This is a genomic window from Sediminicola sp. YIK13 (assembly GCF_001430825.1).
Taxonomy (GTDB): Bacteria; Bacteroidota; Bacteroidia; order Flavobacteriales; family Flavobacteriaceae; genus Sediminicola.
The window spans coordinates 1,372,118-1,394,945 of record NZ_CP010535.1; the positions used below are offsets into that span (position 1 = coordinate 1,372,118).

Annotated in this window: 26 protein-coding genes; 8 read left to right on the forward strand and 18 right to left on the reverse strand. The window is 37.8% G+C overall.

The genetic code is table 11. The features are described from left to right. Nucleotides 1-55: 55 nt before the first annotated feature. The 3 genes from SB49_RS06095 to SB49_RS16235 all read right to left on the reverse strand — a co-directional run bounded on the left by SB49_RS06095 (nucleotide 56) and on the right by SB49_RS16235 (nucleotide 2,790). Entirely contained in the window at nucleotides 56-1,333 is a 1,278-nt protein-coding gene (locus SB49_RS06095) for a tetratricopeptide repeat protein (RefSeq protein ID WP_062054818.1), read from the reverse strand. Nucleotides 1,334-1,427: 94 nt separating this feature from the next. Beyond that, complete coding sequence (locus tag SB49_RS16230; protein ID WP_062054820.1) at nucleotides 1,428-2,081, reverse strand: DUF4331 family protein; 654 nt, start codon at nucleotides 2,079-2,081, stop codon at nucleotides 1,428-1,430. Nucleotides 2,082-2,109: 28 nt separating this feature from the next. After that, nucleotides 2,110-2,790: a DUF4331 family protein gene (locus SB49_RS16235; protein WP_062054822.1), complete on the reverse strand. Its 681-nt coding sequence runs from the start codon at nucleotides 2,788-2,790 to the stop codon at nucleotides 2,110-2,112. Between the two features lie 175 nt (nucleotides 2,791-2,965). Here SB49_RS16235 and SB49_RS06110 point away from each other — a divergent pair, with 175 nt between their 5' ends. Then, nucleotides 2,966-4,150: an LETM1-related biofilm-associated protein gene (locus SB49_RS06110; protein ID WP_062054824.1), complete on the forward strand. Its 1,185-nt coding sequence runs from the start codon at nucleotides 2,966-2,968 to the stop codon at nucleotides 4,148-4,150. Nucleotides 4,151-4,244: 94 nt separating this feature from the next. On the opposite strand, the gene SB49_RS06115 is transcribed toward SB49_RS06110, so the two are convergent. The 6 genes from SB49_RS06115 to SB49_RS06140 form a co-directional block, all read right to left on the reverse strand. Continuing rightward, complete coding sequence (locus SB49_RS06115) at nucleotides 4,245-5,000, reverse strand: LytR/AlgR family response regulator transcription factor (RefSeq protein ID WP_062054826.1); 756 nt, start codon at nucleotides 4,998-5,000, stop codon at nucleotides 4,245-4,247. Between the two features lie 53 nt (nucleotides 5,001-5,053). After that, nucleotides 5,054-5,389, reverse strand: a complete 336-nt coding sequence (locus SB49_RS06120; RefSeq protein ID WP_062054828.1) for a 2TM domain-containing protein — start codon at nucleotides 5,387-5,389, stop codon at nucleotides 5,054-5,056. Further along, nucleotides 5,390-5,719 carry a 2TM domain-containing protein gene (locus tag SB49_RS06125; RefSeq protein ID WP_062054830.1) on the reverse strand — a complete coding sequence of 110 codons (330 nt, stop codon included), beginning with the start codon at nucleotides 5,717-5,719 and terminating at the stop codon, nucleotides 5,390-5,392. 30 nt (nucleotides 5,720-5,749) lie between these two features. Continuing rightward, nucleotides 5,750-6,052 carry a 2TM domain-containing protein gene (locus SB49_RS06130; protein ID WP_062054832.1) on the reverse strand — a complete coding sequence of 101 codons (303 nt, stop codon included), beginning with the start codon at nucleotides 6,050-6,052 and terminating at the stop codon, nucleotides 5,750-5,752. Nucleotides 6,053-6,190: 138 nt separating this feature from the next. Further along, nucleotides 6,191-7,522 carry a 2TM domain-containing protein gene (locus SB49_RS06135; protein ID WP_062054834.1) on the reverse strand — a complete coding sequence of 444 codons (1,332 nt, stop codon included), beginning with the start codon at nucleotides 7,520-7,522 and terminating at the stop codon, nucleotides 6,191-6,193. Between the two features lie 76 nt (nucleotides 7,523-7,598). Continuing rightward, complete coding sequence (locus SB49_RS06140; protein WP_062054836.1) at nucleotides 7,599-7,925, reverse strand: hypothetical protein; 327 nt, start codon at nucleotides 7,923-7,925, stop codon at nucleotides 7,599-7,601. Between the two features lie 550 nt (nucleotides 7,926-8,475). On the opposite strand from SB49_RS06140, the gene SB49_RS06145 reads away from it, so the two are divergent. The 3 genes from SB49_RS06145 to SB49_RS06155 are packed head-to-tail and all read left to right on the forward strand — an operon-like array spanning nucleotide 8,476 to nucleotide 11,427. Further along, nucleotides 8,476-10,032 carry an NAD(P)/FAD-dependent oxidoreductase gene (locus SB49_RS06145; RefSeq protein WP_062054838.1) on the forward strand — a complete coding sequence of 519 codons (1,557 nt, stop codon included), beginning with the start codon at nucleotides 8,476-8,478 and terminating at the stop codon, nucleotides 10,030-10,032. 25 nt (nucleotides 10,033-10,057) lie between these two features. After that, the gene (gene rluF / locus SB49_RS06150) at nucleotides 10,058-10,792 is read left to right on the forward strand and encodes a 23S rRNA pseudouridine(2604) synthase RluF (protein ID WP_062054840.1); all 735 of its coding nucleotides are present in this window, start codon (nucleotides 10,058-10,060) and stop codon (nucleotides 10,790-10,792) included. Between the two features lie 26 nt (nucleotides 10,793-10,818). Beyond that, nucleotides 10,819-11,427, forward strand: coding sequence for an FMN-binding negative transcriptional regulator (locus SB49_RS06155; RefSeq protein ID WP_062054842.1), 609 nt, complete (start codon nucleotides 10,819-10,821; stop codon nucleotides 11,425-11,427). Between the two features lie 22 nt (nucleotides 11,428-11,449). On the opposite strand, the gene SB49_RS06160 is transcribed toward SB49_RS06155, so the two are convergent. Both SB49_RS06160 and SB49_RS06165 read right to left on the reverse strand, forming a co-directional pair. Continuing rightward, nucleotides 11,450-13,171 carry a PorP/SprF family type IX secretion system membrane protein gene (locus tag SB49_RS06160; protein ID WP_062054843.1) on the reverse strand — a complete coding sequence of 574 codons (1,722 nt, stop codon included), beginning with the start codon at nucleotides 13,169-13,171 and terminating at the stop codon, nucleotides 11,450-11,452. 424 nt (nucleotides 13,172-13,595) lie between these two features. Further along, a complete protein-coding gene (locus tag SB49_RS06165) occupies nucleotides 13,596-14,648 on the reverse strand; it encodes an NAD(P)-dependent alcohol dehydrogenase (RefSeq protein ID WP_062054845.1) in 1,053 nt (350 codons plus the stop codon). Between the two features lie 389 nt (nucleotides 14,649-15,037). On the opposite strand from SB49_RS06165, the gene SB49_RS06170 reads away from it, so the two are divergent. Beyond that, nucleotides 15,038-15,496: a hypothetical protein gene (locus SB49_RS06170; RefSeq protein WP_062058922.1), complete on the forward strand. Its 459-nt coding sequence runs from the start codon at nucleotides 15,038-15,040 to the stop codon at nucleotides 15,494-15,496. Between the two features lie 91 nt (nucleotides 15,497-15,587). Here SB49_RS06170 and SB49_RS06175 read toward each other — a convergent pair whose 3' ends face one another. After that, the gene (locus tag SB49_RS06175; protein WP_062058924.1) at nucleotides 15,588-16,067 is read right to left on the reverse strand and encodes a Dps family protein; all 480 of its coding nucleotides are present in this window, start codon (nucleotides 16,065-16,067) and stop codon (nucleotides 15,588-15,590) included. A 100-nt stretch (nucleotides 16,068-16,167) separates the two neighbouring features. Here SB49_RS06175 and SB49_RS06180 point away from each other — a divergent pair, with 100 nt between their 5' ends. Continuing rightward, a complete protein-coding gene (locus SB49_RS06180) occupies nucleotides 16,168-17,109 on the forward strand; it encodes a LysR substrate-binding domain-containing protein (protein ID WP_062054847.1) in 942 nt (313 codons plus the stop codon). Nucleotides 17,110-17,274: 165 nt separating this feature from the next. On the opposite strand, the gene SB49_RS06185 is transcribed toward SB49_RS06180, so the two are convergent. After that, a complete protein-coding gene (locus SB49_RS06185; protein ID WP_062054849.1) occupies nucleotides 17,275-17,472 on the reverse strand; it encodes a hypothetical protein in 198 nt (65 codons plus the stop codon). A gap of 146 nt (nucleotides 17,473-17,618) precedes the next feature. Between SB49_RS06185 and SB49_RS06190 the strand changes: the two genes are divergently transcribed. Then, the gene (locus SB49_RS06190) at nucleotides 17,619-18,890 is read left to right on the forward strand and encodes a D-alanyl-D-alanine carboxypeptidase (protein WP_062054851.1); all 1,272 of its coding nucleotides are present in this window, start codon (nucleotides 17,619-17,621) and stop codon (nucleotides 18,888-18,890) included. Here SB49_RS06190 and SB49_RS06195 read toward each other — a convergent pair. The 5 genes from SB49_RS06195 to SB49_RS06215 all read right to left on the reverse strand — a co-directional run bounded on the left by SB49_RS06195 (nucleotide 18,856) and on the right by SB49_RS06215 (nucleotide 22,103). Then, nucleotides 18,856-19,386: a peptide-methionine (S)-S-oxide reductase gene (locus SB49_RS06195; protein WP_062054853.1), complete on the reverse strand. Its 531-nt coding sequence runs from the start codon at nucleotides 19,384-19,386 to the stop codon at nucleotides 18,856-18,858. The genes SB49_RS06190 and SB49_RS06195 overlap by 35 nt on opposite strands. A gap of 24 nt (nucleotides 19,387-19,410) precedes the next feature. Continuing rightward, entirely contained in the window at nucleotides 19,411-19,992 is a 582-nt protein-coding gene (gene nudK, locus SB49_RS06200) for a GDP-mannose pyrophosphatase NudK (RefSeq protein ID WP_062054855.1), read from the reverse strand. A 45-nt stretch (nucleotides 19,993-20,037) separates the two neighbouring features. Then, the gene (locus tag SB49_RS06205; RefSeq protein ID WP_062054857.1) at nucleotides 20,038-20,691 is read right to left on the reverse strand and encodes a DUF2461 domain-containing protein; all 654 of its coding nucleotides are present in this window, start codon (nucleotides 20,689-20,691) and stop codon (nucleotides 20,038-20,040) included. A gap of 70 nt (nucleotides 20,692-20,761) precedes the next feature. After that, nucleotides 20,762-21,562, reverse strand: coding sequence for a TIGR00266 family protein (locus SB49_RS06210; protein WP_062058926.1), 801 nt, complete (start codon nucleotides 21,560-21,562; stop codon nucleotides 20,762-20,764). Between the two features lie 85 nt (nucleotides 21,563-21,647). Beyond that, the gene (locus SB49_RS06215; protein WP_062054859.1) at nucleotides 21,648-22,103 is read right to left on the reverse strand and encodes a DUF4442 domain-containing protein; all 456 of its coding nucleotides are present in this window, start codon (nucleotides 22,101-22,103) and stop codon (nucleotides 21,648-21,650) included. A gap of 193 nt (nucleotides 22,104-22,296) precedes the next feature. On the opposite strand from SB49_RS06215, the gene SB49_RS06220 reads away from it, so the two are divergent. Beyond that, nucleotides 22,297-22,770, forward strand: a complete 474-nt coding sequence (locus SB49_RS06220; protein WP_062054861.1) for a DUF4870 domain-containing protein — start codon at nucleotides 22,297-22,299, stop codon at nucleotides 22,768-22,770. The last annotated feature ends 58 nt before the right edge of the window (nucleotides 22,771-22,828 follow it).

Genomic DNA, 22,828 nt, shown 5'->3' on the forward strand with positions numbered 1-22,828 from the left:
TTACCCCCATACATACTATGAGGACCATTTTATTAAAAATTAAAGTATTATTTATCTAGAGTTTGGAGATTTTATCGGCCAAATCAGGTCCAAGCTCATATGCTGCACCGGACAACTCCTTTTTAAGCTCATTTACTTTGGAAGTCTTGCCATTGGCCTTATAGATTTCAGCCGTATGGTATAGTATATTTGGTTCAAATGTTTTGCCATCGATATGTTTTTCAACCACATCCAAAGCTTTGTCTTTTTCACCAATTTTTAAGTAACTATATGCGAGAAGGTCGTAAGAATGCGGCGTTGGTCTGTTTTGCACTTCCTTTTCTGCTATCATGAAAGCCTTTTCATATTGACCCGTATTTTCAAGATATAAAGATGCATTATAGACATTGTACATATCTCCATAGGCAGGATTTTGAACTGCCATGTAATATTTATCCAGATTTTCGAGTGACTTCAACTTATCGTTCTCATAAGCTGCGATCTCTGATTTCAGTAGGTAATAATCCGGTGCACGGTAGTCTTTCGTTACAGAATCCAGAATACGTAAGGCTTCTTTGGGATTGTTTTCATAAGAAAATACAATCCATGCTATGCCTTTTTTAGCATAAGCATTTTGAGGATCCAATTGTAATGACTTTAAATAATGTTCATAGGAATCCTTAATTTTCCCTGCGTGTCCATAATAATCGGCGATGTTGGTATAGGACCACAGTAACAAACTGGTGTTCTTGGAATCTTCGGCTTTCTGTTTCGCCATTTCCATAAATCGAATGGTGGTATCCAAATCTCCTTTATAATCGTTCCATTTTGCAGCACGGATCAAATATCCAAATTGTGACATGTTCTTAATACTGTCCAGATATTTCCCTGCTTTGGGATAGTTCCCCAATTCCATATGGATATCGAAAAGTAGACTTTGGGTATCCTCTATGCCACTACCCCATAAACGGGCAGCTTCTGCTAATTCCAAGGCTTCCCTAAATCTATGTTGTGAAATGTAATTTCTAGCAAGTGCCCTTTGGTATCCTGCTTTTCCAATCGCTGCAATTTCCACAGCTTTTTCCAAAGCCTGTTCAGCCTTTTTGAGATAAGTAATGTCTCCCGTATTCTGGAAATAACGGTTGTATTCACCAGCTACAATACCAAAACTGGTAAGTTGCATACTATCTGGTTTAATTTTCGAGTTCCATAGCTCATAATAATTGGATGTGGTCCTTGATGGGCTGGATACTAAAAATTTATCGTAGTCTTTTTGATTCGTTACTTGTGCTTGTTCTGAGTTTTGACAAGAGAACAAAAATAACAGCGGTACGAATAGGAATAGATATTTCATGATCAATGTTTTTAGGTGTATTGAAATTGTAATCTTTTAAAATAAGGGAGGATACGAATACCCTCCCCTACTCTCCTTTTCATAGGTAATAATACTAGTTTGGAGATCCCAAGTAAGGGAATGATGTAGAAAGTGTGGCTGTTAAGCTAACCCCATCAGAAGTTAAGCGTGGTAAATCTGCGGTACCATCACCATCTGTATCCTGTCCACTGAAACGATCTCCTGTTTCCCCTCCAAAAAGAAGGATTAAAGAAATATCGATAATGTCATCAGACAAAGCACGACCAGTTAAGACCTCTGTTCCGTTGAAATAGGACGTTGGTGTATTTGGAGCAATATCCAAAGCATCACTTGCCAATACGGTAGTCAAGGTAGTAGCGTCCAACCCTAAGATATTAGGCTCGTAATTTACATCTTCCCTTGGGGCACCCAATAAATCTGCGTACACATCATGGTACTGCTCTAATCTTGCCTCAAATCCAACTTGGAAATTGGCAGCCATTTGCGAAGGTATGGTTCTGTTGAAAGCATCCTTCACACTTGCTTGTCCTTCCACATCGGCACTTAGTACCGTGTTGATTCCCGGTCTTCCCATATGATCTGCCTGGGAATAGGTTCCTGAAAAATCTTCTCCCATTGGGGTTGGATTAGGTTCCATTGTGGTCATGTCATCATCATTGCTACAAGAAGCCATTGCTGCAAGAGCCAAAACTGACAAAAACGTTGTTTTTATATTGTATAGTTTCATAATTGTATTTCTTTTTAAATTAATGTTGTTATTGTTTTACGTTTGTAGTTACCCAAGTCTTGTAAACTGGAGTTCCCAATGCGTTTGTTGCTGTTGTGTTACCAATTACACTGTTTGGAATTTCTACTACAATAGACATTGTGTTAGCTCCGGCAAACGTGTTCTCGGCTTCTGCAGCTGTTTTAAACCCTCCTGGAGCCATTCCACCAATTACCGCGTTGAATTGGAAAAAGTCAAAGAAAAAGGCATCTTGTCTTGGTCCTGCAAATAACATTGTTCCGTTTGAAGTGGTTTCGGTTATTGCTGTTGATCCTGAGATCTCAACATCTCCTAATGGAGAATCTACCAATACCTCGCTATCCAATCCTGTTTGAGATGGGGCAGCCGGTCCAAAGAAATACATTCTTCCATTTCTTGGGATGGCTTGTATTACGCTATCCTCAATTAAATCCCCATTGGTATCAATGTTGATTTCAACCAAAACATTTTCATCGAATGTTCCGTAGGCCAAATCTGGCAATACATTGGATTGTAAATCCACCACAAATACGGTGTTGTCAGAACCTACAGTAGGCTCAAATCCGTAAAAGTCTGCAATATCAGCAGTGGTACCTTGTGTTGAAGGTGCATCAATGTGGTCGGCAGACACCATAATAATACTAGCTACAGCTAATACTGCCAGGCCTAAATAAATTTTTGTTTTTTTCATTACTTTTTGTTTTTAGATTTTGTTTCTGCCTTACCTACGCAACTAAGTTTGGGAGGGTTTGGTTTTAATATGTTAATTATTTGTTAAGTATGTTTTACCCCTCTTATATATTAAAGGACCAAAAATTATAAAGTCACATATTTTCCGTTAATTTGATCCTTTAAATAAATAGGTAATGAATCCCTCTTCATCAGGTTGGATAGATAAGTTTGGATCACTAGTAAAGGACAAGCCGCATCTTTACACAAATTTTGATGCACTCTACAAGGATTTAAAAACCTGTGGCTTCATATATGGAATAAACGTATCGGTCCCCAAATTCATAGCAGCCAAGCACAATCTTACAGAAGATGAAAGTGCCAAAGTAAATCTCCTTACAGCTCTTTACTTTACCTATGCCTTTGAAAAAGAAAAGGTAGATTTTAAAGAATTTTTGGAATCCATATTTAAGTTCTACCAACTCTTGGAAGTAAGTCAGATTTCCTTTCTGAACAAAATATTGACAGGAAAGAAAACCTCTTCCCAATTGGAAAAATTGATTGATTCCCGTGTTTATCTGGAGGACAATGTAATTAGTAAGACCTTTAATAGTGTTATTACAAATTCCCTTCTTTTTATAGATACCCTTACCTTTAAAAGATATTTACAAGGAGATATAGAGGTTAAAAAACACGCACAAGATTTAGAACATATTACCATAAACCTTACTTATCACACCTTAAATTCTAAGGAGAAAAATAAGAACGATGAACGATTGGCACAATTATTTGCCTCGTCCCTTTCGTTTATTGACGGACAAAAAGATAATTTTGATGGGGCTTATAGGGACCAACTTAACAGTCAATTTTCAGTACAGGAAAATCAGTATTTTTTAGATGTTTCCTGCCTTACAGTTTGGGAGGATTTCTCACTTGAATACAAGGAATCCATCTTCATTTATGGCATCGGAAAAGACCTGGGATTTGACCATGGAGCTATTGCAGAATCTTTGGAAGATGTCACCACTTTTTTTCAGTTAAATGCCAACAAAGTCCCTCATTTAAAAGACCATAATTTAGCCGTGCAATTTTACGAAAGCATGTCTAAAATAGTAAATAAATTAATCCTTAGAAACAGTAAAAGATTACTTAAAGAACTGTCAGAAAGCAAAGAATTGGTGGCGCTTTTATCCAAATCCACCATGCGGGATCTAACCTCTGAGGAAAAGAAAAAAGTACAAAATCAGCTCATTGATATTTTTAAAAGCATTCCTTCCCTCGCCATTTTTATACTCCCTGGGGGGGCTGTCTTATTACCAATTTTTATCAAATTGATCCCTAAACTTTTACCGTCCGCTTTTGATGAAAACAGAATCGACTAGATGGTCCAAAAGCTCAATTTTGTTTACTATAAGGAAATTCTATAGCTATTTATTGAACGTTTTATTTAACTGTATTCCAGATAATTAAACAGCTTTATTCCAACCAAAACTTAAAATCCTTTACCCGCTCTCTACTTACGATGATTTCTTGTTCCGAAAACCGATTTAACTTGATTTGCAACCTAGAATTAGTGTAGGAAATAATGTCTTTAATATGTTTGATGTTGACATAAAATTTTCTGCTAACCCTAAAAAATTGTTTGGGCTCCAGCTCTTCGTTCAGATTGTCCAAGGTGGTATCCAACAAATAATTTCTACCTTCAATAGTTGCCGCATAGGTACCTTTGTTCTCACTGTAAAAACATTCTATGTCATCTGCATTAATAATTTTTAAATGCTGTCCGACATTCACTGTAAATCTCTTTTTATATTCCCGTTCCAATGGGTTCACCAACAACTTTTTTATATCCTCAAAATCGATGGCAATGGGTTGCTTTTTGGCACGTAGTGAACTGTACTTTTTAAGTGCACTTTCCAACTCTTCGTCATCGATAGGTTTTAATAAATAATCTATGCTGTTTAACTTAAAAGCTTGGAGGGCATACTCATCATAAGCGGTGGTAAAAATAATGGCACTATGTACCTCAACTTCCTCAAAAATTTCAAAGGAAAGTCCGTCTGAAAGTTGAATATCCAAAAAGATCAAATCCGGGTGGGGATTGTTTTTGAACCATAAAATAGATTCCTCAACAGAATGCAACATCACGGTTACCTCAACATTTAAATCGGACAACAATCTCCCCAATCTTCTTGCAGCAGGTTTTTCATCTTCAATTATTATGGTATTCATTTAAAAAGGTATGTGGTTGGTATAAATTGCTTCTAGAGATTAAAGGTACAATTTCAAATTCCTTGATTTTCCTTTTCAATGATTTTGTTGTATTGCCTTTCTTCCCATCTCTGCAAAAAGGGCAATCTCCATTGGAAAACACAGGATGCATGTGCTATTAAAAAGACACCCCAGATTATAGGCGTCAACAAAACATTCCAATCAACCCACTTTATGAATTCCTTATTTGTTGTGGCTTGAAAAATAGATGGCTTAGTGAAAAAGTAGGTGATAATCAGCCCACCGTTAACAATCAAAAAGACCGATAGGTGCGTATAGAAGCTTTTAAGTCGCTCCAAACGCTTCTTTGCTTTTTGAAAACTATTCAGGTTTGTCATGTCAGTTTTCATCTATAGGTATTTTTTAGATTCATTTTCTTCTTTCTCCATGTACTTTCTAATTTGACGTTCCTCCCAATCCTTACCGAAAAACGGATTAAAGGAAAATACTTTCATGGCATGGAAGGCAAGGCCAATTCCCCAAAAGAACCATATGGCAAATGTCCCAAAGTCAACAAATGCTTCTTCGAAGGTCTCTCCATTAGACATATTCCTGATCACTTTGTTCACGGAAATAAAGCTATTGACGACTATATAAACCGCTAAATGAATATAAAATCCCTTTAGTTCCTTAACCCGTTGAAGGGCTCTTTCCTTTTTTATTAAATCTTTATTTTCCATTTTATGTTTTTTATCTTCTTCGATACTTGATTATTCCCATTTTTTTTGGCTTTCCTCTTCCTTCATAAATTGCTCTATTTTACGCTGCTCCCAATTTTTCCCAAAAAGTAAGTTGAACTGAAACACTTTCAAAGCTTGAAAAAATAATCCTATACCCCATCCAAAAGCTGCCCATAAAAACCAGGGATAGCTCCATTCATTGGTAAAATAATTAATGAATGCCAAAAAGCTAATAAATACAGTATATGAGATGAGATTAGAATAGAACTTCTTTATTTCCTCAACTCGATCCTTAGCTCTTAAGTATTTATTTTCCCTGTTAGATGATTCCATGATGATCGTTTTAGTTTTTATTAGGTTTCGTTATATAAAATTAAGTCTTAAGGCCGATAGAAGTAAAATATCCTTACCCAACTGCATTTTTATTGGACTGAACCGTATTTCTCTTCCTTTGAATAAGAATATTGGGAATTAAAAATTATCGTCCTCCATGTATTCTCTCATTTTGCGCTCCTCCCAACTTTTTCCAAATATGGGATTATAACCATAGGCCTCCATGCCATGGGCAATTACTCCAAAACCCCAACCCAAAGCGGGGAAAATAACCCAAGGGAAACTGGTAGTCCTATAATTGATATATGCCAAAATGGGAATTACGATACAATAGGAAACCAGGTTTCCATAAAAGGATTTAATTGCTTCTACGCGCTCTTTTGCTTTTTGATAACGTTTATCGTCTATATAATTTTCTTGTGTTTGCATAATTGAAACTTGTTTTACCAGCATCGGGAGTTGTACGCTAAATTCTGATGCTGTCTTGTTTATAATTACTTTTTTGTCGGTCAAAATCTGATATCGTTGTTGTATGTTGTGCAACCCTACCCCACTGCTTTTCTTTACCACTTGCTTTTCCTGTAGATTGTTACTGACACATAACATCCCATTACGCTCAAATACCTTTATATGCAAAGGCCTTTTTGAAGTGACCACATTGTGCTTCACCGCATTTTCCAGTAAAAGCTGTAAGGACAAGGGCACTATTTTGGCCTCTGGGTTAATGCTGTGATCGGGAATATGAAAAATAATACTGTCCTCAAATCTCATTTTCAACAGCCGCACATAGGTCCTGGCAAATTCCAATTCCTCATCTACGGTCACCAGATCCTTATTTTTCTGCTCCAAAACATATCTATATACCTTAGAAAGGGAAGTGGTGAATTTTTGGGCCTGTACCGGATCTTCTTCAATGAGGCTGGTCAGTACATTTAAACTGTTGAACAAAAAATGTGGATCTAATTGGTTCTTAAGGGCATCGAACTTTGCGGAAGCTGTACCGGCAATAATTTTTTGTTCTTTAACTTTATTCTCCTGTCTGTATCTGTAGTAGAAAAATGAATAGAAAATCAAAGTCAATACCAAGGCAATCAAAAAAGCGATGTAGTAGAAAATCAAATTTTCCGATGCCAAAAATACAGATATGGACATGTTCCCAAACCCTACATTTACGACGATCCTCACCATTAAAATAGCTAATAAGGATACCACAATATTACTGCAGAACCCAATAACCATATTCTTCAATGTAAACAGACCTGATCCATATTTTTTACTGAGATAGATCCAAATATATGCATTGGCCAAATAGATGGTCACCGCATAAACAAGGGTATCCAAATAACCCTCAAATAGCTTCTCATCAAAAAATACAGAGGTACCCTTTACATAATAACTTACCAATATGATAATGAAGATGGCATTGCCAATTATGAATCCTTTTCCCAATTCCTTAAAAAATCTAAGCATGGTATTTATTTATAGTTAATAGAGCATATCCCAACCATTTTGGAAAAATGGCTCTGAATTGTCGACCTGGTTAAAGTTAGCAAAAAGTAGAAAAGGTAGCATTCTCATACGAATGAATCAAAGGGATATTCCATTTTCCAAGCAGTTGAGCCCCAAACCAACCTATTAAAGGGAAATTGGCTATTTGTAGGGTGTTCCCTTGAACCATACAAGCCATTGGACCATTGTATGATTTGGTGCTGTATTTTTTGGAATGAATTATGACATAATTATAATCCTCAAGTATTGTTGTGCTGTTTGCTTTAAAGCTAATTTCGCCCAGATTCTTGGGTACTGGTCTTTCTTGAGCGGTACTTATGATGCTGGTAATTAGTGCCGCGATGATCAAAGCTAATTTTTGCATGATATAGTTTGTTTAAAAAATTCTTTGAACAAAGCTGTATTAAATTTACAAGGTGTTTAAAAAAGAATTGCCGAACTGTTCTTTATCGAGGATGTATTGAAACTTTTGATGCTGGATGCCTCCAAAAAGGCTGTAGAAATGTGAAAATTATTGTTGGAAACTGTAGATAGGAAATATTGTAAAGACGGCATGCCTGAGATAACTGGCCTAAGGTTAGTCAACCTTCAGTTTTTAAAAAGGTTTTTTTTGCAGTTTTACTGATGGTACTGATGCAATTTAGACCAATTGTATAAAAACAAAAAGAGGATGTACCCCTACATCCTCTTTTTTTCAAAATAGTATTCTTTACTCGAAGAAACTAAATTTTTAACCTACTTATGATACTGCTAAAGTATATCTTATTTCCTGTGCCCATGTGCTCATTCGCATAAATAAATAATCTATATCCAGTCTACACAACCAATTCACCAGGTAAATCTCTTTTTAAATCAATTGGCAACCCAAGCTATTTTCATCTTCTTTATTATAAGAATTACCGTAATTTTGCACCATGGTGAAAACAATTCAGCTACGGGTAAGTATCGAAGAAGAAACGATGGAGGGCATTTTGAAAAAAAAAGCAGCCTATCATCTGCATGTCGATGAAAAAGAGATCAATGGTATTCAGATTATCAGAAAGTCTATTGATGCCCGGAAACCTCAGATTTTCTTCAATTATAAAGTTGCAGTTTACGTCCAAGAACCAATGCCCAAAACTTCTGGGCATACATTCGATTATAAAGATGTTTCAAAAGCCAAGGAAATACATATCATCGGTTTTGGTCCTGCAGGGATGTATGCTGCGCTAAGATGCATAGAACTTGGTTATAAACCTATTGTTTTAGAACGCGGAAAAAAAGTAAGGGAAAGAAGGCGAGACCTAAGAGCCATTAACCAGCAACACACGGTAGACGAAGATTCCAATTATTGTTTTGGGGAAGGCGGGGCCGGCACCTATTCCGATGGTAAGTTATATACCCGAAGCCTTAAGAGAGGAGATGTAAGAAGAATTTTTGAGAATCTGGTGTACCATGGTGCAACGGAGCAAATATTGATAGATGCCCACCCCCACATAGGAACCAATAAGTTGCCCCAAATTGTGGAAAATATAAGGGAGACCATTTTAGAATATGGCGGGGAAATTCATTTTGAAAGTCGGGTCGTGGATTTCATCATCAAAAACAATGTCCTTCAGGCCCTTATTTTAAAAAACGGCACGGAGATGAAGGTGAATTCTGTGATTTTGGCCACAGGTCATTCCGCTAGGGACATTTATTATTTATTGCAGAAAAGGCAAGTTGCGCTTCAAGCCAAGTCATTTGCTATGGGGGTAAGGGTAGAGCATCCACAACATATAATAGACAGCATCCAATATCACTGTGAAGGGGAGCGTAATGAGTTACTGCCTGCCGCAGCGTATAGCTTGGTACAGCAAGTAAAGGATCGGGGTGTATATTCGTTTTGTATGTGCCCTGGCGGGTTTATTGTTCCGGCCGCCACTGCAGATGGAGAAGTCGTCGTTAACGGCATGTCGCCCTCCAAAAGAAATAATCTATATGCCAATTCCGGAATAGTAGTGGAAATAAATGTAGAACAGGATATTCCGAAATACGATCACTTTGGTGCGCTAAAAGGTTTGGAATATCAAAAGGATCTAGAAAAATTGGCCTATACTTCTGGCGGTAGGAGTCAGACTGCGCCGGCCCAGAGACTTACCGATTTTGTTGAAGGAAAACTTTCTGTGGATTTAAATGACACTTCCTATCAACCAGGATTAAAATCGGCCCCATTGCATTCTCTATTGCCCAAACTTATTGGGAGTAGGCTCAGAACCGGGTTTAAGGCATTTGGAGATAAGATGCATGGCTATTACACAGCCGAAGCCAATATTGTTGGAGTAGAATCCAGAACCTCTTCGCCCGTAAATATTCCAAGAAATGAACAATTGGAACATCCACAGATCAAAGGCCTGTTTCCATGTGGTGAAGGGGGAGGTTATGCAGGAGGGATTGTTTCGGCTGCCATGGATGGAGAAAGGTGTGCCGAGGCAGCCGTAAAGGGAATTTAAAATCAGAATAAAAGAAAAGCTATTTATGGAAGAAGCCCAATCAACAAGAATAAATAAATATCTGAGTGAGGTAGGATACTGCTCTAGAAGAGCGGCCGATAAACTTATTGAGCAGGGAAGAGTAACCATAAATGGAGCTGTTCCCGAAATGGGGACCAAAATTGTTCCCGGTGACGAAGTGCGTGTGGATGGGGAACTCATAACTGAGCCTAAAGAAAAACAAGTGTATATAGCCTTTAATAAGCCCATAGGCATTGTTTGCACTACCGATACAGGTGTTGAAAAGGATAATATTATTGATTTTATAGGATATCCTAAGCGTATCTTCCCCATAGGTCGTTTGGACAAGCCCAGCGAGGGTCTTATTTTACTGACCAGTGATGGGGATATCGTCAATAAAATCCTCAGGGCTAGAAACAATCACGAAAAAGAATACATTGTAACCGTAAACAAGCCGGTTACCCGTGATTTTGTTCAAAAAATGAGCGCAGGCGTTCCAATATTGGATACGGTTACCAGAAAATGCCATGTTGAGGAAGTAGGCAGAAATGTTTTCAAAATTGTACTTACCCAAGGCCTAAACCGACAAATAAGAAGAATGTGCGAGCACTTGGGGTACAGAGTGGTTAAATTAAGGCGGGTAAGGATCATGAATATCAATTTGGATATGCCCGTTGGTAAATGGAGATACCTTACAGAGCAAGAACTGAACGGAATCAACAAATTGGTAGCCGCTTCTTCGAAAACACATCACGATTAATTTATTCAAACAAATACCAACAAGTCATGTACATTCCTGCACAATATAAAAATGAAAACTTAGACGAAGTAAAGGAATTTGTCAAGAAAAACAGCTTTGGTATCTTGGTCAATCAGGTGAAAGGCAGACCTTGGGCAAGCCATATCCCATTGGAATTGGATGTAGATAAAGACGGACAAGACGTCCTGGTAGGCCACATCTCAAAAGCCAATTTGCAATTGAAAGATTTTAAGGGAGACCAAGAGGTGCTCTGTATTTTTAATGGCCCACATAGTTATGTATCGTCCTCATGGTACAAAGAGGAAGAAGTACCTACCTGGAACTACATTGCAGTTCATATTTACGGAAAAATAGTCCTAATGGAAGATGTTGATGTACTGGCTTCCCTTCATAAATTGGTCGATAAATATGAGCAGGATTCAGCCAATCCCCTCTCGTTAGACAATTTGTCGCCAAGTACCATGCGGCAAGCCAAAGGTATCATAGGTTTTAAAATAGTGATCAGTGATATCCAGGCCGCTTATAAATTATCCCAAGGCCGACAAGAAGATCATCCCAATATTATCCAAGAACTAAAAAACAAAGGTTGTCCAGGGTCAAGTGCAATTGCCGATCATATGAATTCTAAAAAATAAGGTAAATACATTCCTCCTTTTCTTATTCTTCGGAAAACTCCAGAGTAGCCATCCCCGAATAACGAGAATCATCAATATCCATGATCCACATTTCTTTACCGTACTTGCCATTCATTTTGGTAACGTATGCTTCCCGTGCAGCCTGGCTATCGTTAAAATGTGCAAGGTACACGTAGTTCAAACCGTTTTCCGGATTTCTGAAATGGTTTACCTCTAAACCCTCTGCCCGTAATTCCTTGACAAAATTGTCCATATAAGCCTTATTACCAAATACATTGGCCACAATGTAGTGCCCTTGGTCTATTCCAGGAATTTTACCAAACTTACGGGTGATTATATCTTGAGGATCATTGTATTCCGGTCTCTCCCTTACCTTTGAATTATATTCCTCAATGGTATTTGATACTACTTCTATATCCTCCGTATTGGGGTCGGTTACCAAATGATCTACTAATTCTGTATCCTTCGTTGGCGTTTTATCGTTGTTTACGAAATAAACCCTTTTAGCAGTTTCCTCTAAATCTGGTCGGGTTCCCTTTGTTTCCCTTTTAACGATGCGCATCACCATTTCAAATCGACGTTCCAGATCCCTTTCCCTATTGGCCTCCAAGGAATCCAATCTAAATTGAAGCTGCTGAAGAAGGGCATAGTTTTCACCTTTATCCCCTTCAAAATTATCCATATCCTTGACTAAAGGTTGTTTTTCATTATTTGCCGGTGTTTCCTCAACAGCAAATGATTGATAGCCGTCTGTATCCAAATTCACCATGTCCTCCGTGAGTTTTGGTATAAATGAAAGGGCTACTGAAATTTCATGGGTTACCCCGAAATTTTCATAATTGTTGGACAATCCTTTTTCAAAATTATAGCCCAAAGATAATCTGCGACTAAGATTAAAGCCTGTTCCAGCAGAAACTCCATAAAAACTATCATATCCTCCCTGCAACCATCCTACTTTTGGAAGATCCAAAATTATCCCTCCACCATATTCAATGCTTTCCTGACCTCTGAATCTTACCCTTGCCAAGGGCAAAAGTCGCCCATCCTCAAAAACACCACCTTTGTTGTTTAGCCCATGGGTATATTGAAGGTGTGTAGAAAAGGTCTTTTCATTGAAATTGGTCAACGATTTTCCAGTTTTTAGATTAAAATCGACCAAATTTTCCGCAAAAACACCAATGTCAAAATTTCCCATTGCCAAATTCATCCCTGGCTGGAAAGCCAAAATGGAGCTTTCATTCAACCCATCCAAAAACGGATCTTCCTCTCCGGTCACAATTTTACTTTGGTCCACATTACTGCGATAATATGGAATATTAACGCCGAAGGAGAAAACGCTATTTGCACCCAAACGAACCCCATATGCATAATTGGCCAATATACCAATATTGGTTACCACCCCCTCGGTCTGATTGTAAAGGCTTAGCCCCAATCCGGTGCGGTCATTAATCCTACCACTATAACTTAAAAAGTAATTTTGCATATTGTTTTCATAAAATGCAGATTGACTCCTATGAAAAAAGTTGACATAGGATTTATCTTCCCTGACGGTAGAAAAGGTAGGGTTGATTAAAAACCTATTGAACTTAAGCAGGTTTTGAAAAGGCACATCGTATTTGAGGTAAGGATTTTCCTCTTGTGCATTTAAGGAAAATGACAATGGCAGTAATACTAAAAAAAGAAATACAACGGATAGGTGGTTACCCTTAAATGAAAGGGAGGAATTGTTTTTCGGGGTTTTCATGGCACAAGCATTTTATGCACATAAAATCAGTTCCTTTAATGTGATTCAACATATCTTTTAGGTAAGGATATGAAGGTGTAAACTATATATTTCAGGAAGTAATTTTACGGCATAGGTTAATAATATTTAGGATTTGGGATAAAGTGAAGATAAACATATTTCGTTAATCTGATATATTTTTTCGATGAACCGCACGTTTACTAAAAAAATATAATTGTAAATATTAGAGGATTAGTGGGATCATGGGCTAGTATTTTTGCATAGGTAATCTATAATTCAAGAACCCAAGACCACTACTAGATTGAGTACAAAAAATGGTTATACTTTCACTTTATAAAAGGGGGATAGGAATTTGATACGTACCATAAAAAAAGGCCTTCGGAATACACCGAAGGCCTTTATTAAATATAAATACTTACGTTAATTAACTATTTTTCAATGATTTCATGTCGATAACGAAGCGATATTTCACATCTGACTTCACCAGACGATCAAAAGCCTCATTAATATTCTGCATGTCTATCATTTCAATATCTGAAACCACATTATGCTTTCCACAGAAATCCAACATTTCTTGGGTTTCTTTGATACCTCCTATCAAGGAGCCTGCAATACGTTTACGTCCCATTACCAGACTACCTCCATGCAAAGGATCCAGAGGCTCTATAGCTCCGACCAATACCATGGTTGCATCTCTTTTCAAAAGATTTACATAAGGGTTCATATCGTGTCCAACAGGAATGGTATTCAAAAGAAAATCAAAAGAACCGGCATGCTTCTTCATCTGTTCTTCTTCTTTGGATATCAAAACTTCGTCCGCTCCCAATTTTTTGGCATCGCCACTTTTAGAGGGAGAAGTTGTAATCATTACTACATGGGCCCCCATGGCATGTGCGAATTTGATTCCCATATGTCCAAGTCCTCCAAGTCCGATGACCCCTACTTTATCCCCTTTTTTCACATTCCAATGTTTTAATGGAGAATAAGTGGTGATTCCGGCACACAATAAAGGTGCTGCCGCCCTTGGATCTAAATTCTCAGGAACACTCAATACAAATTCTTTATCAACAACCACTTGCTCTGAATATCCTCCAAAGGTGTGTCCACCCAAATGCTTGTCAGGTCCATTATAGGTAAAAGTGGCCCCGTTTTCACAGAATTGCTCCATGTCATCCTTACAGGCGCTACATTTCTGGCAAGAATCTACCATACATCCCACTCCCACCAATTGTCCTACTTTAAACTTTGTGACATTGGCTCCAATTTCCGTAATACGTCCTATAATTTCATGCCCTGGAACAACCGGATAAACAGAATTTTTCCAATCGTTTCTCACTTGGTGCAAATCACTGTGGCAAACCCCACAGAATTCAATATCTATTTTCACGTCATTTTCCGTGACATCCCTTCTGTCCAATTTAAATGGAACCATGTCCGAATCCGATGTCTTGGCTGCGTATGCTTTTACTTCTGTCATATAGTTTTTTTTCTTTAAATAATTTACAAAATTTGAATTGAAATATCCATAAAACTGTGCGTTTAACTTGACTTTAACGCGTTTTATGTTATCGCTAACGAATGGATATTTTATAAAAAGTAATTTCCTTGCTTGGTCGGAGCAAACAGTAAAGCTAACCAATTGGCAAGCTTTAATTATCTACATGATAATAATAATTGACTTCGTACGGCCATGCCGACTTCATCCCTACTATTTTTTCTTGTTAGATGATACACACAAAAGCCTCTGTAATTGTACATCCAGTTTTTATTAAATATAGGAATTACCAAAAAAAAAAAAAAGGAAATATAGGTAGGGTTTTTGACGTTATAGTTGTTAAACAATTTCAAATCTTAATTAAATTGAACATGAAAACTTTAAAAATTACATTTTTACTTTCTGCCTTTGTGCTATTTATTTCTTGTAGCAAGGATGAAGACACCTTTGCCAGGGTAACTGTCAACGGTACGCAACTTACGGCTAGTCCCTCAGATTTTACTGTCGGGGACCGTTCTGATTTCAACGGTGATGTGGACGCTAGTTTTACTGGAAATGGGGGTACCGCTACCAGAAAGTTTAGCTGGAACAACAACCTTTCTACTGCAGATTACAATGCAGATGTAACTCTTGCCCGGGAAGGCAGCTTCAGGATAATCGTTGAGGACTCTGAAGGAGTAATTGTTTTGGACCGCAGCATTCAGGGTGGTACAGAGCCAGATTCCATCAGTGGTGTAACTGATGCAGGAGCATCCGGAATATGGGTAGTAACTATTGAAGTGGTCAATTTTAAAGGGGACGGTAGTTTTTCACTGAGTGAAGGCGACTAGAATCCCTGACTAAAAAATACCATAGCCCTGTAAGTTTTCTTGCAGGGCTTTTTGTTGATCCAAAATACAATTTGGTCTGTCCCATTTGGAATCACATCTGTTCTTCCAACCAAGCTTTCATCATCCAAATCGTTTTTTCCTGTTCCGTTATAAAGTCGCTCATCATAGCATTCGTGCCTTCATCATTTGCATCATCGGAAGCAGTTAATATTTTGCGTTCAATAACCAAGAGTTCCTTTAATGAATCTACCACCAATCTAATGGTCGCCTCATCCTCTGAAATGTTTTTACCTACTGGAACCTTGGAATTGGCAATGTAGTCCTCAAAAGTATGCAGCGGCACACCTCCTAAAGTCAAGATACGCTCCGCAATCAGATCTACCTTTAAATTGGCATCCGTGTACAACTCTTCAAACTTTACATGAAGGTCAAAAAAGCGTTTACCCTTAATATTCCAGTGTATACCTCTTAAGTTTTGGTAATACCTCTGAAAGTTGGCCAATAAAAGGTTCAAATCTTTGCTTAATATTTTGGATTTATCGGCATCTAGTCCTATACTGTTCAGTTTCATAATGAAATACATTTATCCTCTAAAAGTATAAAATTAAAGCAGCTATATAGTATAGGTTTTATCGATAGTTTTTATAATTTTATCACTTAATTTTATTGTTATGACCATTACCCAATTGCAGTATGTTTTGGCCGTTGCCGAATATCAAAATTTCACCCTTGCAGCCGAAAAGAGTTTTGTCACCCAACCTACCTTAAGTATGCAGGTACAAAAATTGGAGGACGAATTGGACATATTGATTTTTGATCGAAGTAAAAAACCAATTTCCGTGACCGAGGTCGGTCAAAAAATAGTTTCCCAAGCAAAAAATATTGTTAACGAAGCCAACCGCATCAAGGATATCGTAGACCAAGAAAAAGGTTTTATAGGAGGGGAATTTACCTTGGGCATTATACCTACCATTATGCCTACCCTTCTCCCGATGTTCCTTAAGACATTTATAAAAAAATACCCTAAGGTCAATCTGATTATTAAGGAACAAAACACAGATGGACTTATACGGAATATTCAGGACGGACATTTAGATGCAGCTATAGCCGCGACACCTTTAGAAGTGGAGTATATAAAGGAACGTCCTTTATATTACGAACCTTTTGTTGGTTACGTACCACCGAACAATAAATTACACAAATTAGAGACACTAAACCCAGAAGATTTGGATATAAATGAAGTGCTCTTGTTAAAGGACGGACATTGTTTCAGGGATGGGATCATTAATTTATGTAAGTCAACCAAAAGTTTCGAGGATGACCATTTTCAACTTCAGAGCGGAAGTTTCGAAACCCTGGTGAATCTATCAAATGAAGGATTGGGAATGACGCTTTTACCGTTTCTAAACACCTTGGAGCTGGATGAAAAGAAAAAACAAAATTTAAGGTATTTCAACAGTCCCTCTCCTGCCAGGGAGGTGAGTTTGATATATCATAAGAGTGAATTGAAAATTCAGATCACAGAGGCCATTAGAGAAGTTATTGCCAGCGTGGTCAGGGGTGCCATTGCCTTTCAAGATGTAAAGATCATAAGTCCCATTACCAAAAAGTAATTTCTGTTTTAATTTTCCACAAGCATGTAATCTGAGGGATAGAGAGAAGGGTAGATATCCCTTGTCCGAAAATTAAATCTTTCCTTTTTAAAGATTTGTTTAGGAAAAATTAATTTTTGAACCTCCAGTAAATAAAAAAGCCACTCGATTAAGTGGCTTTTATATTTATGGTTGTATGTAAATTAAACATTGCTTTAATTCCGGCTTGTCGGTAATGAATTGTTTTAGCCAATGTTTTAATTCCTCTACCTCTACGGGTAGTAATCTAGAAATCGCTTTTTCCAACTCCTTACAAAACAGCATTGAGTCGAAACTAACTTTTTGAAGTACAGTTTTGGTATACTCCAGCATAGCTTTAGCCATATTTCAAAGTTTTTATAAAAGGTTATTACCGCTAATTTAACGAATTAGGAGGAAAAAAATTGTATTATCTTCGTAAAAAAAAGAATAATTTCCAACTGTGATAGAAAATTATCTAATAATACGTCTCTTGTGAGCACTTGATTTTTATGACCAAAACAACCGTAATCCTCTTTTTTTCAGCTATTTTAATAGGGTGTTCCGCCACTAGAGAAAGAAAGCTAAACAAGAGTGTAGTCAATAGAATCAATAGCGGCTATTTTGAAAATCAATTTACCGGGTGTATCGTTTATGACCCCGTAACCAAGGACACACTATTCCAGTATAATTCAAAAAAATACTTTTTACCGGCAAGTAATACCAAAATCTTTACCCTCTATACTGCCCTTCAATTATTACCACAGCAGATTCCAAGTTTAAAATATATTTCTAAAAACGATACGCTTTACGTTGAGGGGACGGGCGACCCTTCTTTCCTTCATCCCATACTCAAAGATAGTACGGTTGTATATTTTTTAGCCAAGTCAAAGAATATCGCCCTTCATCTAACTAATTTTGATGATGATGATTTTGGTCCAGGATGGTCGTGGGAGGATTACGACCAATATTATGCCCCCGCAAGAAGTCCATTGCCACTGTACGGAAACATAACTACCATAAGTAAATTAGATACGCTTAGGGTGACTCCCTCCTTGTTTAGAGATAGCATCGTTTTATCAGCTTCTGACAAAAAAAGAAAATTACACCAGAACATTTTTTATTTTGATCCTAGTCGTAAAGATACTTTAGAGGTGCCTTTTATAATAAACACTAAGGTTACCAAGACGTTTTTGGAAAAGGCCTTAGATAGGGAAGTCGGACTAATATCAGAAATGCCCAGTGGACCTAAGGATATTTTATATGGTATTCCTTCAGATTCCCTTTATAAAAGAATGATGCACGAAAGTGATAATTTTATTGCAGAACAACTTTTAATACTTGCATCCTCTTCCTTGTCCGATACCTTAAATGGCAAAATTGCACGGGATTATATTCTCGCCAATCAATTATCTTCCCTGAGGCATCCTCCAAGGTGGGTAGACGGATCTGGACTTTCCCGCTACAATCTATTTACCCCGGAATCCATGGCAGTTGTGCTTCAAAAGATGTATGAAGACCTTCCTAAAGAAAGACTGTTCCGTCTTTTCCCTGCTGGAGGAGAAAATGGAACACTTTCAGACTGGTTTAGGGGAAATCCCAAGCCCTATATATATGCAAAATCGGGCTCTATGGGCAATACCTATTGTCTAAGCGGCTATTTGCTGACCAATTCTGGAAAAACACTGATCTTTAGTTTTATGAACAATCACCATAAGCAACCTTCAGCCAGCTTAAAAAAAGAAATGACTATGATTTTTGAGATGATGAGGGATACGTATTAATCTTTTCTCTATCAATCAGATCCGCAAAATCAAGGTTTATTTTATTCAATTTTGGAGCTATATAGGTCTCACAAAAAGGTTTTTCCGGATTGGTATAGTAGTAGTTATGAAACTGCTCTTCCGAAGCCTTAAAATCTTTGTAAAGCAAAACTTGGGTGATCAAAGGATCAACAAAATCCTTTTGTAAATATCTCAAAATATTCCTCACCCCTGAAATTTCCCGTTCGTCAAAAACATAAACAGCGGACCTGTATTTCCTCCTAAAGGAGTGATCCGCGGTACTGTTGTGGGTATGAAGATGAACAGAAATAAGTTCTTTTAGTGTAAGCTCGTCCTGGTTAAACGAAACGATGACCGCTTCTGAATAGGATGATTCTGGTTCCGTAGCTGCTATAAAGCCTTGCGCTACATGGGTCACTCCTTTAAGTGATTGGAATACTGCCTCTGTACACCAATGACATCCTCCTCCAAATCCTATTTTATGAATGGCCTGCATTAGGGAATAGTCGTAACAAACTGGTTAAAATAACTCGTGAACTTTGGCATATTGAAGTAGCATGATGGTTTTGGCATCCTTGATAGTACCTTTCTGTATCATGTCCAAAGCTTCTTCAAACGTATATTCCAGGATCTCTATATTCTCAGTTTCGTGAGCAGCTCCTCCGCCTTCCCCTACCTTCATATGCTCATCGTACTGACCTATAAAGAAATGCAGAATCTCTGATACTGATCCGGGGGACATATAAGATTCGAATACTTTTTTCACTTCCCGAACGCGATATCCCGTCTCTTCTTCTACCTCTTTTTTGATACAGTCCTCGGGATGGTCCCCGTCCAGAAGTCCGGCACAGACTTCGATCATCATACCTGAAGGATTCCCGTTCATATACGTGGGCATTCTAAACTGCTTTGTCAACACTACCGTTCCCTTTTCCCGATTGTACAACAAAATGGCTGCCCCGTTGCCACGGTCATAGACTTCCCTGACCTGTTTTTCCCAAGTTCCATCTTCCTTATGGTATTCAAAAGTGATTTTATGAAGGGTGTACCAGTGGTCCGATAACAATTCCTTCTCTATGTTCTTAACCGTGCCGTTTTTCAATTTTTATGCTGTATTATGAATGTTAGATCTATTTATCCTCCTATTCTAGACTGATACTGTTTTGTTCAAATACCGTCTAAAGGGTAACATTTCTTTATAGACCTCCACAATCTTTTCTTTAAAATTATCCTGCAAAATCTCTTTCTCATTTATGGGGTGTATCACAGCAAAAGTTTTGTTTTTGAGCAAATCCAAATGGGGATGGTCCTGACCAAAGCCTTTGGGTGCCATTTTTAATTTCTGGTCCTCTACCAATCCGCCAAAAGTATCTTGAAAAGATTTTTTGTGAATTATCTTTTTAAATTCTTCCCCGTCATAATCAATACCATCTCTAATACTTTGTAAGGTTTTTGAATCTGGTCGCCAAAAACCTCCGGCCAACATAGATTCATGGATTCCTATCTGAATGTAAAAATCGGCAGTATTGGGCGCTTTGTCCAATCCCGCCCCAAAATGATCTTTGTACACCGGTTTATTTGGATGGAACATAAGATTATTATTGATTCGGTTTATTCCCTTCTTTCCCGGCGTGGAATAATACTCCTTATCAATGGACTCCAAAATACTGTTTAGATCGTCCAACCAAGAGATATAGCCATCTCTGACCTTATGGTAACGTTTTCTGTTGTCATCCATCCATTCCTTGGAATTGTTCCTTTCCAAATCACGCAGAAAAGCAAACAGCTCTTTAAAATTCATAAAAAGTTTTCTTGTTGTATAAATTTATACCCATGGGATTATAAACTAAATGAAGCAGTTTTTGGTCTGATCAAAATCTATTGTCACCATCCAGGATATCCCCTAGGCCTCCAAGGATACTCCCTTCTCCTCTATCTTTACCTCCACCCTTTGGTGCTGCTGCCCAAACTCTACTGGCCAACCTGCTAAAGGGCAAGGACTGGATAAACACGGTTCCAGGGCCTTTTAAAGTAGCATAGAACAAGCCTTCCCCGCCAAAAACAGTGTTTTTGATCCCTCCAATGAATTCAATATCGTAGTCAATATCTTTTGAAAATCCAATGATACATCCTGTATCTACCTTCAAAACTTCCCCAACTGCCAATACTTTTTTTGCTGTGGTACCTCCGGCGTGGACAAATGCCAGACCATCACCTTCCAATTTCTGCATAATAAAACCTTCACCTCCAAAAAGGCCCCTTCCGAGTCTCTTGGAAAATTCAATTCCAATAATTACACCTTTCGCGGCACATAAAAAAGCATCCTTCTGGCAAATAAAGCGTCCTCCAAATTCCGTGAGATCAATCGGAATAATCTTCCCGGGATAGGGCGATGCAAAGCTTACCTTTTTCTTGCCATACCCACTATTTAGGAAAGCCGTCATAAACAAACTTTCCCCTGTCAATAGTCTCTTGCCAGCGGAAAAAAGCTTCCCTAAGACGCCGTTATCCTGATTGGAGCCATCACCAAAAATGGTATCCATTTTAATATCGGTATCCATCATCATAAAGCTTCCGGCTTCTGCTACCACCGCTTCCTGTGGATCTAATTCTATTTCCACATATTGCATTTCTTCGCCAAAAATCTCGTAGTCTATTTCGTGTGCATTCATTTTATAATACATTTCAATTAATGCCTATTGGTTGCAAAAAAGCAACTAATGTTACATCCCATAGGTAATTAAAGAAAGGGGACGTTTACTTTTTCAACCTAACCGTCCATTCAAAATTAAAAGTGGAAACCAACACCCCATCTTCATTAACACCTTCCGATTTCATCCAAAAAGTCTGACCTTCCCCTGTAGCTATGGTTTGGTCCAAGGCCGTCTTTATCAAGGCACCGTCCTTGCAGGTAAAGGTGATCTTACCAGTTGCCTTTTTTGAGAAATTGGCATTGTTATTGGCCACCAACATGGATATTTTCCTGCCACTATCCTCTATCTGGTCACTGACCATTGCGCCTGTACTCAGTTCTGCAGCCATCCCTTGAACGGCCCAGAACATAGAATTGAACGGATTCTGATTAAACCATTTATGGGTTACAGATGCTACAGCCTTTTCTTTGTCTATATAACGTAATCGGACTCCACTCCACCACGCGGCGGGGAGTTTAAAAAAAGTAAAAGTGTTGAACTTTTTAGGGGTAATGGCCATTTGATTTTATTTTTTTTAAAAATATATAAAATTGAAATCCTATGCTACAAAAACACGCATAATGATTGGGATTACAACTATCATAAGCAAACAAATCCCTAATTGAAATTGTTAACAAAACGTTAAATTTTAGTACTATGTTTTGCATAATACCTTTTAAAAGATATATATTTGTATAAGAAACTAATAGGCCATGACAGACACACTGACAAAACACGAAAGAAATTTATCAGCATTTATACATGCATCTGTTTTTTCCAGGTATTTTATTCCTTTCGGAAATATCATACTTCCATTGATTCTTTGGACCATCAACAAAAAGGATTACAAATTTGTGGACTTTAATGGAAAGCAAGTTTTGAATTTTCAGATTAGTCTTCTTCTTTATGCCCTTGTTCTGGGAGTGCTATCTGTCCCCTTCTTGTTTGGTGCATTTCCAGACATATTTGAAATAGACAATATGATTTTTAATTCATCCAAAGGCTTTCATTGGAATCTGGATGGATCTAATTTCAATTTTGGAAATCGATTTTTTCCTTTCGGAATAGCTGCACTTGCGCAAGGCGCCCTGGTTGTCATCAATATCGTCTATAGCATTTTGGGGACAATACGAACCAATGAGGGACAGACATTTAAATATCCAATCAGTATTAATTTTATAAAATAACAGTATGTGAGTTTATTCATCAATCAAACAAAAAAGGGCTGTACTCTTTTCAAGGGGA